A 15,896-nucleotide genomic window follows, 5' to 3' on the forward strand; every position below is an offset into this window, starting at 1 on the left:
TCTATGATATAATTATACTATACTTTCATATACTATTACAAGTCTAATTATTTAACAAAATATTTTTGTAGACTTTTTGTAGATAAAGTTAATATTATTGATATTCCTATCAGCAGTACAGAAAGTGCGTTTATAACTGGTGAAACTCCCAATCTGATCATAGAATAAATACGCAGTGGAAGGGTAGAAGACCCTGGTCCTGCTACAAAAAAAGTAGTTACAAAATCATCAAAAGACAGTGTAACAGATATTAAAAATCCTGATACTATTCCTGGAAGAATAGCTGGTATTATTACTTTTATTAAAGTTTGAAGCTCTGTTGCTCCAAGATCGTAAGCTGCTTCAACTATTGCATAATCAAATTCTTCTAATCTTGATAAAATAATAAAAAGCACAAAAGGTATATTAAAAGTAGTATGTGCTATAAATATAGTTGTCAAACCAAGTTCAAATTTTATTGTAGCAAATAAAATTAAAAGAGATACTCCAAGTATTATTTCTGGTATTACCAATGGAATATAAGTTAAAAGCTGCAATGCTTTTTTTCCTTTAAAGTCATACCATTGAAGCCCAATAGCTCCTAATGTTCCTATTACTGTGGAAATTATCCCTGACAACACAGCTATAAATACACTATATCTAAATGCTTTCCAAATATTATCTGAATACATGAAAAGTTCTTCATACCATTTTAAAGAAAATCCTTTCCAAACCATAGATTTTCCTTCATTGAAAGAATAGATAATCAATATGAGCAAAGGAATATAGAAAAACAGCATTGAAAGTAAAAAGAAAAATAGTGAAGTTTTTCTCTTATTCATTTTCATCAACTCCTTCATCAAGTTTCATCTTTCTATTACTTAATTTCATGAAAATAAATATTGCAATAGATGTTACCAGTATTAATGCCCCTGATATAGTAGATGCTAAAGGCCAATTTCTAGTAACAGTCAAATGCTGAGCTATTATATTCCCAAGCATAGTGGCTTGTGTTCCTCCAACTAATTTAGGAACAGCATAAGAACCCAATGTAGGAATAAATGTAAATAGAACAGCTGTTATTATTCCAGGTTTTATGTTAGGAATAAATATTTTAAAAAATGCCTGTCCATTTGTTGCTCCTAAATCTCTTGCTGCTTCCATTAGAGAAAAATCAAACTTTTCTATTACTGCATAAAGAGGAAGTATAGCAAAAGGCAGACTTGTATATACTGATATTACTATAACAGCACCTGTATTATAAAGAAACTGCAGTGGTTCATTTATTATTCCTATTTTCATAAGAATAGAATTAATAAATCCATTATTACCAAGAAGTGCTATCCATGCATATATCCTTATTAGAAAATTTGTCCAAAATGGTACAATTACTAAAAACAGCAGCTCTTTTTTATATTTAGATCTAGCTATATAATAAGATGTAGGTATGGATAAGAGAACTGTGAAAACAGTTACCAATACAGATATATATGTTGTTTTAAAAAGTATAGTCAGAAAAACTTTATCTGTAAATATATAAAAACTTGCAGTAGACAATTCTAATTCTACTCCACCATAAGTTCCTTTCTTTAAAAAAGCATATGCTAATACTATAACCATTGGAATCATAAAAAAGATTATCAGCCATAAAGTTATTGGCAGAGTGTATAAAGTTCCTAGTTTATTTTTCTTCACCAGTTCTCACCTCTACTAAAAATCCATCATCTGCATCCCAAGATATATAAGCATCTTCATCCCACCAGATAGCTCCTTCATCATTATCATCAAAATAAACAGCATGCTGCTTGAATACTTTAAATGGATTTTTTTTATCATTATTAAGCCAAACAAAGTATTTACTTTGAAATCCAGAATAAATAACTTCATCTACATATACTTTCAATATGTTATGATTTTCATTTAATTTTTTAGGCATAGTCTTTGATAATTTTATTTTTTCAGGTCTTATTGAAACTTGAACATAATCTCCTACTTTTGCTGGTTTATCCATTTCAAAAATAAGTTCTCCTAAATCATCATTTATAAGAGTTGCATATATTTCATTCTGTATTGATATTATTCTTCCATCAAAAAAATTATTCTCTCCTATAAAATCAGCTACAAAAGAATCTGCAGGAGCCTCATACACCTCTGCTGGAGTTCCTACTTGCAGTACCTTTCCTTCATTCATTACAGCTATTCTGTCAGAAATAGAGAGCGCTTCCTGCTGATCATGTGTTATAAAAATAAATGTTATTCCTACTTCATCATGGATAGTGTCCAATTCTATTAAAAGATTTTGCCTCAATTTAGCATCAAGAGCTGACAAAGGCTCATCTAAAAGAAGTACCCCTGGTTTATTTATCAAGGCTCTGGCTATAGAAACCCTCTGTTGCTGCCCTCCAGATAATTGATTTGGTTTTTTATATATATGTTCATTAAGTCCTACCATTTTAATAAATTTCTTTACTTCTTCATCAATGGTTGCCTCATCTACTTTTTTTATTCTCAATGGAAATGCTACATTTTCATATACACTCAAGTGCGGGAATAAAGCATATTTTTGAAAAATAGTATTTACATTTCTTTTATTAGGAGGAAGTGATATTATATTTTCATCTCCTAAATAAATTGCTCCACTATCAGGTTCTATAAATCCAGCTATCATTCTCAAAAGTGTAGTCTTTCCACATCCTGAAGGTCCTAAAATAGAAAAAAATTCTCCATCTTCTATATTTAAATTGATGTTCTTTAATACTTGAACTCCATCATAACTTTTATTGATATTTTCAATTTTAATATCTTTTTTTCTCAATCTTTTTTTACCTCCAATTTTAATCTATTTTTACTTTTATTAATATTTCTTATAATATTTTTATAAACTTTTCTTAAATATCATCCTAAAGAAAAATTACATCTTTAATTATATCATAATTGAGAATATTTTAAAATAAATTATCCAGAATTCTCTAACTTTTTCCAAAAATTACCAAAATAAAAAATAAAATAAGAGTATAATTGAAGAATTTTAGAAAATATGTTATGATATCTTTGAAATTTTTTTTACATAATTTTTACATTGGATTTATGTCAAATAAAAAATTTATATAATTTGGGAGGAAATTAATGTATTTAGACGTCTTTTTTAAGGTGGTAGGAGGACTGGGACTTTTCCTTTATGGTATGGAAAATATGTCTTCTGGAATGCAGAAAATAGCTGGAGAAAAATTGAAAAAAACTTTAGCTGCTCTTACTACTAATAGGATAATGGCTATTCTTATGGGGATATTTGTAACAGGAATGGCACAATCTTCATCTGTAAGCACTGTTATGACAATAGGTTTTATCAATGCTTCTCTTCTCACTCTTCAGCAAGGTCTTGGTGTTATTCTTGGAGCTAATATTGGTACTACTATTACTGGATGGCTTTTAGCTCTTAACATTGGTAAATATGGACTCCCAATAGTTGGATTTGCAGCTATTACATTCATGTTTTTAAAAGGGGAAAAAAGCAGAACTAGAGCTCTTACAATAATGGGGTTTGGATTTATTTTTTTAGGACTTGAATTAATGAGTACAGGATTAAGTCCATTAAGAACACTTCCTAAATTTATAGAATTATTTCATTCTTTTAAAGCAAATACATTTTTAGGAGTTATAAAAGTTGCGCTTGTTGGTGCTCTCCTTACTGCTGTTGTCCAATCTTCAGCTGCTACTTTGGGAATCACTATTACATTAGCTGTACAGGGACTTATAGATTATCCTACAGCAGTTGCTCTTGTTCTTGGAGAAAACGTTGGTACTACAGTTACTGCATTATTTGCTTCTATTGGTGCCAATTCAAATGCTAAAAGAGCTGCTTATGCTCATACTCTCATCAATATAGTTGGAGTTATATGGGCAACTGTATTATTTAAACCATACTTAAAATTATTAGAAAATTTTTCAGATCCAGCTGTAAATATCTCTACATCAATAGCTACTGCACATACTATTTTTAATATAGTAAATGTTATTTTATTCATTCCATTTGTTGGCTATCTAGCTAAGTTCTTATGTAAAATTGTTAAAGATGATGATAATGGTGTTGTAAAAGTAACTCGTTTAAGCTCTCTGATGGTGACCCTTCCCAATGTTATTATCAGCCAGACTAAAACAGAAATATTAGCAATGGCTTCTAATATCAAAGAGGTATTCTTTAAACTGGAAGAACTTTATTATGATGATTCCAAATTAGAAGTCTATTGTGAAGAAATAAATGGAATTGAATATAAACTTGATCTTTATGAAAAAGAAGTATCTGATGCAAATTTCTCCATACTTAATAAAGGACTGCAAGCATCTTATGTAGAACAAACAAGAGGAAATCTTATTACATGTGATGAATATGAAACTATCAGTGATTACCTTGCAAGAGTATCCAATGGACTTAGAAGGCTGAAATCTGATGATATTCTCCTTACTGATGTAAAAAAAGAAACTCTTCAAAAACTTAATAGTATGGTTTTTGATTTTTTCGATGACATAAATAAAGCCTATGATACAAATAATAAAGAACTCTTCATTGTTTCTATTAAGAAATACACAGCTATAAAGAATCTCTATAAAGAAGCAAGAAATGAACATTTTGCCAATGAAGCTACTAATAATGATATAATGCCTTCTAAGTTAAGTACTGGGTATATGGATATTCTAAACTATTATAGAAGAGCTACTGACCATATTTATAATATAATTGAACACTATGCAAAAATTTGATTTAAATACTAACAGCTGTCCTGTGGCAGCTGTTTTTTTATCTGCAACTTTAATTTGACAAATTATAAAGCAAAATTGATTGAGTGCAACTATTAAATATAGTAAAATATAATTATTATAAAACATATTTAAGGGGGTATTTTATGAAAAGCATATTATCACAGGAAACAATAAGTAATTTAGAACAAATGGATTATCTTGAAGATATTTTAAAAACTGTATATTCTGGAATAGATAAAGGACTTTATACAGAAGAGGAAATGGAAAATGATCTTGAAGCAGTTTTGTGGCTTGCTTATGCTTATATTAATTATGATACTTACTCTGCATATCTGAAAGCTGAAAGATTATTAAAAAAAGTTGAAAAACAAGGTGGAAAAAATGGAGTTTGGTGCTATCGTTATGCTTCATCTCTTTTATTCTTAAAAAAATATGAATTAGCCCTGAGGTATTGTGAACAAGCAACTGAAAATGACCCTGAGTATCCTTGGGGATGGCTGCTTCTAGCAAAAATGTATTATAAGTTTAATGAAAAAGAAAAAGCTTTTAAAGCTATAGAAAATGGATTGAAACTTGTTCCTAATGATTATGAATTTACCACTTTGAAAAAAGAAATAGAAGATGGAGAAAGTTTTTCAAAAATAATAAATCATTATATTGATGAAGAATATGATAAATCTCGTACAGATGAAGAAGACAGATTAGAAAGATTAGAGAAAGAAATTTCTGAGTACAGAAAAAGATATGAAGGCCGAGCAAAACAAAAATGTTAAGCTTTAAAAAGGAACACCACAAGTTTCAATGTCTCAACTACTAAAAAATCTTTTTAATTTTTTAATATAATATCCTTGTATTATAAGACAGTTAAAATAATCAAGAATAAAGTATTTTTCAATACTTAAAATAAATATCAGAATAAAAATTAGTAACAATCTATAAAATGATTCCTACTTTTTATAAAAAAAGAGGTTGTAGAAATCAGTAAAATAAATTAACGATTTCCAACAACCTCATCTTTTATTTATAGTTATTTAGCCAAATTCCCTGCAACATTTAAAAGATCCCAAGGTCGTGAAAACGGTGGAGCATAACATAAATCCAAATATGCAAGTTCATCTGTTGTCATTCCTTTATCAATACCTGCCGCTAACACATCTACTCTTAATACAGCTCCTTTTTTTCCGATAAGCTGCCCTCCTAAAATTTTCTTAGTATCTGCCTCATAAATAATTTTTACATAAAGATCCTCTTGTCCTGGATAATAAGAAGTTTGATTTTTATCATGTATAAATACAGACTTGTAATTTATTCCCATTTTTTCTGCTTCATCTGATGATAAACCAGTTCTTCCTGCTTCCAAATCTAAAACTTTTATTGCTGCTGAACCTAATGTTCCTTTAAATTCTTTATCTTTTCCAGCAAGATTTTCTCCAACTACTCTTCCTATTTTATTTGATGTAGTAGCCAATGGAATGTACACATTTTCTTTTTTTAATTTATGATAAACAGTTGCACAATCTCCAGCTGCATAAATATCTTTTATACTGCTTCTTCCTCTTTCATCTATAACTATTGCACCATTTTTTAAAGTCTCAATTCCAGTACCATCTAAAAATTTTGTATTAGGTCTCACTCCTGTTGCTAAAACAACTATATCTGCAGGATAAACTCCTTTATTAGTCCTTACTTCAGAAACTTTACCACTTTTTCCTTCAAATTCAGAAACAGATTCACCTAAATTCAGAAATACATCTTTATGCCCTCTTATTTCTTTCTCCATTATATCTGTCATCTCTTTATCAAAGCTTCCTGGAATAACCCTATCATCCAATTGAATTATTCTTACCTCTTTATTCAAATTAACAGCTGCTTCTGCTACTTCCAATCCTATATATCCTGCTCCTATTATTACTACTCTTTTATTTTCTGATTCCATCATAGCTTTTTTTAAAACAATCCCGTCAGAGAATTCTTTCAAAGTAAACACATTTTCTAAATCTATATTTTTAATTGGAGGTTTTACAGCAGAGGCTCCAGTTGTAATTATTAATTCATCATATTTATCTTTAAATATTTCTTCTGTGGTTAAATTTTTTACTGAAATTTCTTTTTTTTCAATATCCACTCCAATAACTTCATGTTTCATTTTTATAGTTATTCCTTCTTTTTGAAATTCTTCTAAAGATTTTGCTATCATTCTTTTTGGATCATCATAAAAATTTCCTACATAATATGGAAGTCCGCAACTCCCCCATGAAATTATATCAGTCATTTCATATACAGTTATCTCAAGGTCTTTTTTCTCTCTTTTAGCTTTTGAAGCAGCACTCATTCCTGCTGCTACTCCTCCTACTATTATTATTTTTTTCATAATACATCCCCTCTCTTAATGCATATATTTCTTTTATTATTCAATTTAAAACAGCTTTTTCCTTTTCTTGATTATAATTTCCATTTTCTTTTTTATAATGATATAATATTAAAATAATACAATTACCCATGGAGATGATTATCATAGACAAAAAAATTTATTATTTTGATAATTCTGCAACTTCTTTTCCAAAACCTGAATCTGTTTATAAAAGTGTTGAACAAGCTATCAGATTTTATGGTGCTAATCCTGGGAGAGGAGGCCATAGAATGACTGTGGAGGCTTCTAAAGCTATTTATGAAACAAGAGAAAAAATTGCTGCTCTTTTCAATATTAAAAATCCTCTTCAAATAGCTTTTACTTATAATTCCACATATGCTTTAAATTTCGCTGTAAAAGGTATTATTCCAAAAAATTCTCATATAATTACTACTTCTCTTGAACATAATTCTGTTTTAAGACCAATTTTTTATGAAAAAGATGAAAACAATGCTCACATATCTATTATATCCCCTTCTGAAGATGGAAATATCCATTCTGAAAATATTATAAATGCTATGACTTCTGAAACAAAAGCTGTTATTCTTACACATATGTCAAATGTCACTGGTGCTATAATTGATTTACTTCCAGTTACCACAGAAGCAAGAAAAAGAAATATTCTAACAATAGTAGATGCTTCACAAAGTGCTGGTTTTTTAGACATAGATGTAGAAAAGTTAAAAATAGATGTACTCTGTTTTACTGGTCATAAATCTTTATTTGGATTACAGGGAACAGGAGGAATATATATCAGAGATGGAATTAAAATTTCTCCTGTAATTGAAGGTGGTACTGGCAGTTTCTCAAAAATGAAAAGACAGCCTCTTTCAATGCCAGAAGCTCTTGAAGCAGGAACTCTTAACACTCCCAGTATAATAAGCCTTGGAGCTGGAATAGATTTTCTGAATTCTGTTGGTTTGGAAAATATAAGAAAACATGAAAATAATCTTACAAAAAAATTTATAGAGGGATTAAAAAATATAAAAGAAATAATAATTTATGGTCCAGAAAAAAGAGGACCAGTTGTTACTCTAAATATTACAGGAATTGATTCTGGAGATCTTGCTGCTTATCTTGATGAAGAATATGGTATTCTTACAAGAGCAGGTATTCATTGTGCTCCCTTAGCCCATGAAACTATGAAATCAGGTGAAAATGGAGGAGTTAGATTTTCTTTTGGATACTTTAATACAGAAGAAGATATCAATTATGCTGTTAATATTCTTAAAAATATAGTTTATGATCTTGAAAGTATTTAATTTTTTAAAAAAAGTATTGCATAAAAAGAAAATATATGGTATTATAATTCTTGTGTCAAACAAGAATATTTTAGATAGAAATTGTTATTTTTTTAATCTAAATATAGTAAGTTGGATCTTTCTTTACAATTTTTGAACATTTGGGGATATAGCTCAGCTGGGAGAGCGACGCACTTGCACTGCGTAGGTCAGCGGTTCGATCCCGCTTATCTCCACCATGCCTAGATAGCTCAGTTGGCTCAACACTTCTTACTTTAAGAAGTGTTTTTTTTTATTTCCTATCCATAAATTTGAATCAAAAAATATCAAAAAAATCATTGACAGAAAATATCTTTTATGATATCATAGTTCTTGTGTCAAGCGGGATTAGCTCAGTTGGTAGAGCGTCAGCCTTCCAAGCTGAATGTCGCGAGTTCGAACCTCGTTTCCCGCTCCAAAACACTGGGGATATAGCTCAGCTGGGAGAGCGACGCACTTGCACTGCGTAGGTCAGCGGTTCGATCCCGCTTATCTCCACCATGCCTAGATAGCTCAGTTGGCTATTTGTATTTAACGCTTCTTAAAATTAAGAAGCGTTTTTTTTATTTTACTTGCTTGACTTACAATTTTAAAATATAATAGAAAATAAGAATAAATAATAATAACAGGTGGTGAAATTAATGAAATCAGAAAGAAGAAATATTGCTTTACTCTATGCAGAGTCAGTGCTTCCAGTGGTATTTGCATAGAGTAAAGTTTACTGGATAATTGGTTCTGCAACTTAGAAATAAAAAAACTAAGGAGTGAAACCGGAATGAAATATATAAATGCAGATATAATATTGCCAGAATATTTAATACAAAAACTTCAAGAGTATGCTCAAGGAAAATACATATATATTCCTATAAAAAAAGGAAAATATAAAAAATGGGGTGAAGTATCTGGTTATAAAAAAGAAATAGAAGAAAGAAATAAAAAGATAAATAAAGAATATCGCAATGGTATATCTGTTTCAGATCTTTCTAAAAAATACTATCTTTCTGTTTCTGGCATTAGAAAAATACTTTATAAAAAATAAATATACAATAAAATATTTATAATAATTTAATTACAAAGGATTAAAAATGAGATATGACAAAGATTTTTGGAATGCACTTGATTATTTAGTTTCTAATTCTACAATAATAATTGACAGACCTAAAGGCAGCACTCATCCAAAATATACAAACTTTATTTATGTGGTAGATTATGGCTATTTATCTGATACCTCTTCTTCAGATAGTGAAGGTATTGATATATGGAAGGGAAGTAGCCCAACTCAAAAAGTAAATGCTGTAATATGCACAGTTGACTTAAAGAAAAAAGATTCTGAGATTAAAATTCTGATTGGATGTACAAATCCAGAGATTGAAATTATTTATAATGCTCACAACAGCAGTGAATTTATGAAAGGAATTCTAATAATCAGAGAATAATTTTTTAATTTAATATTTCTTTATACTTTATAATACAGAATCATTTATGACATTGCCTTTTCCTTTTTTATTTGATATCCTTTAATAAAAAACAGAGGGGATTTATTATGAAAATGGGATATGGAGAAAGAGATATAACTCCTGATTATTCAATAGAAATGGTAGGTTTTTACAGGGCAGATAATTTATCCAAAGGAATCTTGGATAAACTTTATGTTCAATGTGCATTATTTGATTTTAACAATGAATATTCATGTATCATTGCTATAGACAGCATTGGATTTACTACAGAGGATTCTGATTATCTTAGAAATATTATAGGAAAAAATTTAAAGATTAATAAGGACAGAGTGATGTTATGCTTTTCTCATACACACTCTGCTCCAAATAATGGAATAGAACGCTCTTATTTTGATTTTATCTGCCTGAAAACTCTCCAGGCTGTAAATGAAGCACTTAATAATATGATTCCTGTAAAAGCATCTTGGGGAAATTTTGAAGGAAATATTGGAGAGAATAGAAGAAATAATTCAGCATTAGATAAAAGAATAGGAATATTAAAAATAAGTACCTTTGATAGTGATAATATTAAGCTTATTCTTTTAAGAGTTACAGCTCATGCAAATATTTTAAACAGTGATAACTATTTTATTTCTTCAGACTATTTTGGAAGTGTAAGAAAATTTTTAAAAGAAAAATATGATTGTGATGTTATATTAACTCAGGGGGCTTCTGGAAATATCAGACCTCTATATAGGCAAAAAAATACTGATTTTCTTGAGACCCATTCTTATGAATATTCTTTAACACAAGCCAATAAAAATATTCCTTCTTTAGAAGCAAAAGAATTAATAAATAAAACTGTTCAGGAAATATATACAGGCATTGATAAAATTATATATTCCCTTATTCCTCAAAAAATAAATAGATTGAGTATGTTTTCTGAAATAAAAAGATTTTATTCAGATGTTCCTTCTATTGAAAGAGCTGAGGAAATACTCATAGAAGCTAAGGAAAAAGCTGGGATAGATGGCTCTGCTTGGTTAAAAGAAATTAAAAAATTAAATAATGAAAAAATCAATAAACAGTACACAGATATTGAAATACAGTACTTTATTTTAAATAATGGCTGTATATGTGGTGTTCCTGAAGAAATAATGTGTGAAATGGCTTTAGGAGTTGTAGAAAAAACTAATAATAATCAAATATATCTAGGTGGATACACTAATGGCTGTAGTGGTTATTTTCCTACTTGTGAAGAATTTCTTAAAGGAGGATATGAAGTAGTATGGTCATATCTTATCTATTATATCTATCATGGAAGAGTTTCTTCATTGACTAAAGAAAGTGGAAGTATCTTAGTTAATACAATTGTTTCTCAGTTAAAAAATTTACATATAAAGAAATCTTTAAATTAAATATTTTTCTTATAGATTCTATATTATTAAATTTTTATAAGATGGAGGTAATTTCAAATGGAAATTCGTTATGCAGTACCTAGTGACTTAAATGGACTGTTAAATTTACTGAAAGATAACCATATCAATTCAATTCCAGAAGAAGAAAAGAAAAATGGATTTATAACTACTAATATTACCAAAGAACAACTGTACAGTTTAATGGAAAATGAAAAAGGTATTACAGTAGCAGTAAATGACAGTAATCATGTTATAGGATTTGCTCTTGCAGGAAGTTGGAATTTCTGGCAGTCTTGGCCGTTATTTACATATATGATTGAGCATCTTGAATCATTTAAACTTAATGATCAGATACTGACAGTTGAAAATTCATATCAATATGGACCTGTATGTATAGATAAGCAATATCGTAATACAGGTATATTTGAAAAGCTCTTTAGTTTTTCTCTCAAAAGTATGGCTGACCACTATCCATATATGATTACATTTATCAATCAAGTCAACCCTCGTTCTTATGCTGCTCATACAAAGAAAGCTAAGATGACAGAGTCTGGTACTTTTGATTGGAACAATAACCATTACTGGCTCATGGCTATTCAGACAAAATAATTTTATTTTATTCAAAATTTATATTTCTTTAATAAAAGACAGCTGATGTAAGTAATTATTCTACATCAACTGCCTTATTTTTAATTAATTATTTTAAATTTTCTTTATTAAATTTTTTAATAACTTTTAATATTTCTTCAGATGTATTTAATGCCATAACCTCTTCTACAAGAGCTTCACATTTTTTCTTATCTAAAGCCATTATATTTTTCTTAATTCTTGGTACAGATATTGCTGACATTGAAAATGAATCCAGTCCCATTCCAAATAATAATGCTGTTGCTTTTTCATCTCCAGCAAATTCTCCACACATGGAAATAGATATTCCTGCTTCATGAGCACCATTTATTGAAAGTCTTATAGCTTCTAGTACTGTTGGATTATATGTATCATATAAATGAGAAATATTTTCATTTCCTCTATCTACTGCTAATGTATATTGTGTTAAGTCATTAGTCCCTATTGAAAAGAAATCTACTTCTTCAGCAAAATTTCTAGCTCTAAATGCAACAGCAGGAGTTTCCACCATTATTCCTAAAGCTATATTTTCGTCAAATTTAGCTCCTTCAGCTATTAATTCAGCCTTACATTCTTCAAGTATAACCCTTGATCTTCTTATTTCTGTTATATCCATTATCATAGGAAGCATGATTTTAATATTTCCAAAAGCTGAAGCCCTTAATAAAGCTCTAAATTGAGTTTTAAGAATTTCAGGTCTATCTAAACATACTCTTATAGCTCTCCATCCTAAAAATGGATTTTCTTCTTTTGGAAGCTGCATATATGGAAGAGATTTATCTCCACCTATATCCATAGTTCTTATAGTAACTGGTTTTCCTTCCATTTTTTCTGCAACAGTTTTATATGCTTCAAATTGCTCTTCTTCTGTTGGAAATCTGTCATTATCCATAAATAAAAATTCTGTTCTATACAAACCTATTCCTGTAGCTCCATTTCTAAGTACACCATCTACATCTTTAGGTGATCCTATGTTGGCCCAAGCTCCTACTTTTATTCCATCTTTTGATACAGCTTCTTTATCTTTTAATTGTTTTAAAAGTTCCTTTTCTTCAGAATATTCCACTTTTTTAGCTTCATATTTTGCAATTTCTTCTGCTGAAGGATCAATAATAATATTTCCTTTTAAAGCATCAACTATTACAGTTTCTCCATTTTTTACAACAGAACATATATTTCCTGTTCCTACAACTGCAGGGAGTTCCAATGATCTAGCCATAATAGATGAATGAGCAGTTTTTCCACCAATCTCAGTTATAAAAGCTACTACATTATTTAAATCAATTTGAGCAGTATCAGATGGAGTAAGATCTTTAGCTGCTACAACTGTATCAGGTGGAAGTGAACTTAAATCTAAAATTTCCATTCCTACTGTATTATAAAGCCATCTTTTTCCAATATCTCTAAGGTCAGCTGCTCTTTCTCTTAAATATTCATCCTCTAAATTAGAAAGCATTTCACAATAATCATCTATTCCTCTTTGAAGTGCTGCTTCTGCACTTATTCCTTCATCTTCTATTATTTCTATCACTTCATCAAAAAGATCTTCATCTTCTAAAAGTGTGATATGTCCATCAAATATTGCTGCTTTATCCTCTCCTAATTTTTTAGCAGTTTTATCTCTTATTACTAATAATTGTTCTTTTGACTTTTCTCTTCCAGCTAACAGTTTTTCTTTTTCTTTTTCTGGATTACGATTTTTTCCTTCTTCAATAACAAGTTCTTTTTCCTGGTATAGAAATATTTTTCCTATTGCAATACCTGGTGATGCATCAATACCCTTCATTTGTCTACTCATATTTTTCCCTTTCTTTATTCATTTTATCAATAATTATAATTAGTCAAAAAAATAGAAGGCACTTAAACAGTACCTTCCATTAGCCTTAGTCTTTTAAATTTTCAAGAAGGTGAGCTAATTGTTCTACAGCTGTATCAGCGTCATCTCCTTCAGCATGTACAGTTATTTTAGTACCTTTTTTAACTCCTAATGAAAGCAATTTTAGTAATGAAGTTCCCTTAACTCTTTTTCCAGCTTCATTTTCTACTTCAATTTGAGAAGAAAATGTTTTAGCCAAACTTACAAATTCATTTCCTGGTCTAGTATGCAGCCCAGTCTCATTTTTGATTTCAACAGTTTTACTTGCCATGTTTCTTTCCACCCTCTTATCTAAAATTAATTGTATAAAAATTTTATTCTTATTATCAATAGACTACTTTATTTTACACTTTTTGTCAATATCTTTTTATTTCCATGTATTTTAAAAAAATGAAAATTTGTATATATAATTGACAAGAAAGCTAAGATAGTATAAGATAGGAGAGTAGTGGAAATTTAGAATTATAAGGGGGTTTTAGTATGGATATTAAAACTGTTAAGGACAATGCAAGGGAAAAAATGAAAGGTTTCTGTAATTTATGCAAAATTTGTGATGGTGTTTGGTGTTCCGGAAAAGTGCCCGGAATGGGCGGAACTGGTACAGGTGAATCTTTTAAAAATTCATATTTAAAATTGAAAAATATAAAAGTCGTAATGAGAACAATTCATGAGGCTACTGAACCAACTTTAACTACTAATATCTGGGGAAAAGAACTTTCATTTCCATGTTTAGGAGCTCCTATAACTGGAACTAAATTTAATATGGGTGGAGGAGTTACTGAAGAGGAATACTGTCTTGATGTAATAGGTGGAGCTATTGATGCTGGAACTATTGGAATGATAGGAGATACAGGGGATGCAAGCTGTTACACTGCTGGGCTGGAAGCTATAAAAGCAAATGGCGGAATGGGTGTTGCTGTTATAAAACCTAGAAGCAACGAAGAGATAATAAAAAGAATCAGACTGGCTGAAGAAGCTGGAGCTATTGCAGTAGGTGTAGATGTGGATGGTGCTGGTCTTATCACTATGAAACTATTTGGACAGCCTGTTGGTCCTAAATCTCTTACTGAATTGAAAGAACTTACTGCCTCTACTAAACTTCCATTTATGATAAAAGGAATTCTCAGTGTAGATGAAGCTGAACTTTGTGTTGAAGCTGGTGTAGATACTATAGTTGTTTCTAATCATGGAGGAAGAGTACTCAATGAAACATTTGCTCCTTGTGATGTAATAGAAGATATAGTAAAAGCTGTAGGAAGTAAAATTAATGTTCTTGTTGATGGATCTGTCAGAGAAGGAGTTGATATTCTTAAATATATGGCTCTTGGTGCTAAAGGTGTCCTTGTAGGAAGACCTCTTATTTGGGGTTCTATTGGTGGAAGACAAGAAGGAGTTAAAACTATATTTGAAACTCTTAAAGGTCAGCTTACACAGGCTATGATTCTTACTGGTGTAAAAGATATAAACAAAATAGATAAAAAAATTATCAGCAAATAATTTCTGCTTCATAAGGAGAGCTTATGGATATATACAAAAGTACTATAGATGATAAAGAAAATTTTATTAAACTGAGAGTTTCTTTATTTAAAGAACTTAAAGAAATAGATGAAAGTACAGAAATAGAAGAATTAATAAAAGAAACTGGAAACTATTATACAACTCATATAGATAAAGATTTATTCTGCTGGTTTGCTAAAATAGATGATAATATAGCAGCTGTTGCTTCTATGTGTATATTTTGCAGAATACCTTATTTTCAAAATCCTGTTGGACTGGAAGGTTATATATTAAATGTATACACTCTTCCTGAGTATAGAAAAAAAGGAGCTGCCTCAAAACTTATAAATGAAATTATTACTTTTTCAAAAAACTCATCTTTAAAAAAACTATGGCTTAACTCCAGTGAAGCTGGAAAAGATATATATAAATCTTTAGGATTCACAGAAAATGATAATGAGATGGAATTATTTCTTTAAAAATGTAAGGGACTGTTCAAAATTTAAAATAGATCAATTATAAAAAAAGCTGAGTAACATTTAAAAAAAATGTTTCACTCAGCTCTCTTTTTTGTATAATATAGTTACCACCCTAATTATACAAAGGAGACATACA

Annotated in this window: 15 protein-coding genes and 3 tRNA genes; 12 read left to right on the top strand and 6 right to left on the bottom strand. The window is 29.6% G+C overall.

What is annotated here, in order from left to right:
• Nucleotides 1–47: 47 nt before the first annotated feature.
• The 3 genes from E6771_RS12505 to E6771_RS12515 are packed head-to-tail and all read right to left on the bottom strand — an operon-like array spanning nucleotide 48 to nucleotide 2,794.
• On the bottom strand, nucleotides 48–821 hold the full coding sequence (locus tag E6771_RS12505) for an ABC transporter permease (protein ID WP_316091671.1): 774 nt from the start codon (nucleotides 819–821) through the stop codon (nucleotides 48–50).
• Nucleotides 814–1,677: an ABC transporter permease gene (locus E6771_RS12510; RefSeq protein WP_316091687.1), complete on the bottom strand. Its 864-nt coding sequence runs from the start codon at nucleotides 1,675–1,677 to the stop codon at nucleotides 814–816. The genes E6771_RS12505 and E6771_RS12510 overlap by 8 nt, the downstream gene beginning before the upstream one ends.
• Nucleotides 1,661–2,794 carry an ABC transporter ATP-binding protein gene (locus tag E6771_RS12515; protein ID WP_316091672.1) on the bottom strand — a complete coding sequence of 378 codons (1,134 nt, stop codon included), beginning with the start codon at nucleotides 2,792–2,794 and terminating at the stop codon, nucleotides 1,661–1,663. Before E6771_RS12515 ends, E6771_RS12510 begins: the two co-directional genes overlap by 17 nt.
• Nucleotides 2,795–3,105: 311 nt before the next feature.
• On the opposite strand from E6771_RS12515, the gene E6771_RS12520 reads away from it, so the two are divergent.
• Entirely contained in the window at nucleotides 3,106–4,737 is a 1,632-nt protein-coding gene (locus E6771_RS12520; protein WP_316091673.1) for a Na/Pi cotransporter family protein, read from the top strand.
• 143 nt (nucleotides 4,738–4,880) lie between these two features.
• The gene (locus tag E6771_RS12525; protein ID WP_316091675.1) at nucleotides 4,881–5,510 is read left to right on the top strand and encodes a tetratricopeptide repeat protein; all 630 of its coding nucleotides are present in this window, start codon (nucleotides 4,881–4,883) and stop codon (nucleotides 5,508–5,510) included.
• Nucleotides 5,511–5,764: 254 nt separating this feature from the next.
• Here the strand turns inward: E6771_RS12525 and E6771_RS12530 are convergent, their stop codons facing one another.
• Nucleotides 5,765–7,108 carry a CoA-disulfide reductase gene (locus E6771_RS12530; protein ID WP_316091676.1) on the bottom strand — a complete coding sequence of 448 codons (1,344 nt, stop codon included), beginning with the start codon at nucleotides 7,106–7,108 and terminating at the stop codon, nucleotides 5,765–5,767.
• A 128-nt stretch (nucleotides 7,109–7,236) separates the two neighbouring features.
• Between E6771_RS12530 and E6771_RS12535 the strand changes: the two genes are divergently transcribed.
• From E6771_RS12535 to E6771_RS12570, 8 genes are all read left to right on the top strand, one after another.
• Complete coding sequence (locus tag E6771_RS12535; RefSeq protein ID WP_316091677.1) at nucleotides 7,237–8,409, top strand: aminotransferase class V-fold PLP-dependent enzyme; 1,173 nt, start codon at nucleotides 7,237–7,239, stop codon at nucleotides 8,407–8,409.
• Nucleotides 8,410–8,551: 142 nt separating this feature from the next.
• Nucleotides 8,552–8,627 (top strand) — tRNA-Ala (locus tag E6771_RS12540).
• A gap of 142 nt (nucleotides 8,628–8,769) precedes the next feature.
• Nucleotides 8,770–8,845, top strand: a tRNA-Gly gene (locus E6771_RS12545).
• Between the two features lie 7 nt (nucleotides 8,846–8,852).
• A tRNA-Ala gene (locus tag E6771_RS12550) sits at nucleotides 8,853–8,928 on the top strand.
• A gap of 274 nt (nucleotides 8,929–9,202) precedes the next feature.
• Complete coding sequence (locus E6771_RS12555) at nucleotides 9,203–9,466, top strand: CD3324 family protein (RefSeq protein WP_316091678.1); 264 nt, start codon at nucleotides 9,203–9,205, stop codon at nucleotides 9,464–9,466.
• 46 nt (nucleotides 9,467–9,512) lie between these two features.
• On the top strand, nucleotides 9,513–9,863 hold the full coding sequence (locus E6771_RS12560; protein ID WP_316091679.1) for an inorganic pyrophosphatase: 351 nt from the start codon (nucleotides 9,513–9,515) through the stop codon (nucleotides 9,861–9,863).
• A 107-nt stretch (nucleotides 9,864–9,970) separates the two neighbouring features.
• Nucleotides 9,971–11,281, top strand: a complete 1,311-nt coding sequence (locus E6771_RS12565) for an alkaline ceramidase (protein ID WP_316091680.1) — start codon at nucleotides 9,971–9,973, stop codon at nucleotides 11,279–11,281.
• A 57-nt stretch (nucleotides 11,282–11,338) separates the two neighbouring features.
• A complete protein-coding gene (locus E6771_RS12570) occupies nucleotides 11,339–11,890 on the top strand; it encodes a GNAT family acetyltransferase (RefSeq protein ID WP_316091681.1) in 552 nt (183 codons plus the stop codon).
• Nucleotides 11,891–11,978: 88 nt separating this feature from the next.
• On the opposite strand, the gene ptsP is transcribed toward E6771_RS12570, so the two are convergent.
• Both ptsP and E6771_RS12580 read right to left on the bottom strand, forming a co-directional pair.
• The gene (ptsP, locus tag E6771_RS12575) at nucleotides 11,979–13,706 is read right to left on the bottom strand and encodes a phosphoenolpyruvate--protein phosphotransferase (protein ID WP_316091682.1); all 1,728 of its coding nucleotides are present in this window, start codon (nucleotides 13,704–13,706) and stop codon (nucleotides 11,979–11,981) included.
• 85 nt (nucleotides 13,707–13,791) lie between these two features.
• A complete protein-coding gene (locus E6771_RS12580) occupies nucleotides 13,792–14,055 on the bottom strand; it encodes an HPr family phosphocarrier protein (protein WP_005947934.1) in 264 nt (87 codons plus the stop codon).
• A 209-nt stretch (nucleotides 14,056–14,264) separates the two neighbouring features.
• Here E6771_RS12580 and E6771_RS12585 point away from each other — a divergent pair, with 209 nt between their 5' ends.
• The gene (locus E6771_RS12585) at nucleotides 14,265–15,281 is read left to right on the top strand and encodes an alpha-hydroxy-acid oxidizing protein (RefSeq protein WP_316091684.1); all 1,017 of its coding nucleotides are present in this window, start codon (nucleotides 14,265–14,267) and stop codon (nucleotides 15,279–15,281) included.
• 23 nt (nucleotides 15,282–15,304) lie between these two features.
• A complete protein-coding gene (locus E6771_RS12590; RefSeq protein ID WP_316091685.1) occupies nucleotides 15,305–15,760 on the top strand; it encodes a GNAT family N-acetyltransferase in 456 nt (151 codons plus the stop codon).
• Nucleotides 15,761–15,896 lie beyond the last annotated feature (136 nt).

This window comes from Fusobacterium sp. (genome assembly GCF_032477075.1).
GTDB lineage: Bacteria > Fusobacteriota > Fusobacteriia > Fusobacteriales > Fusobacteriaceae > Fusobacterium_A.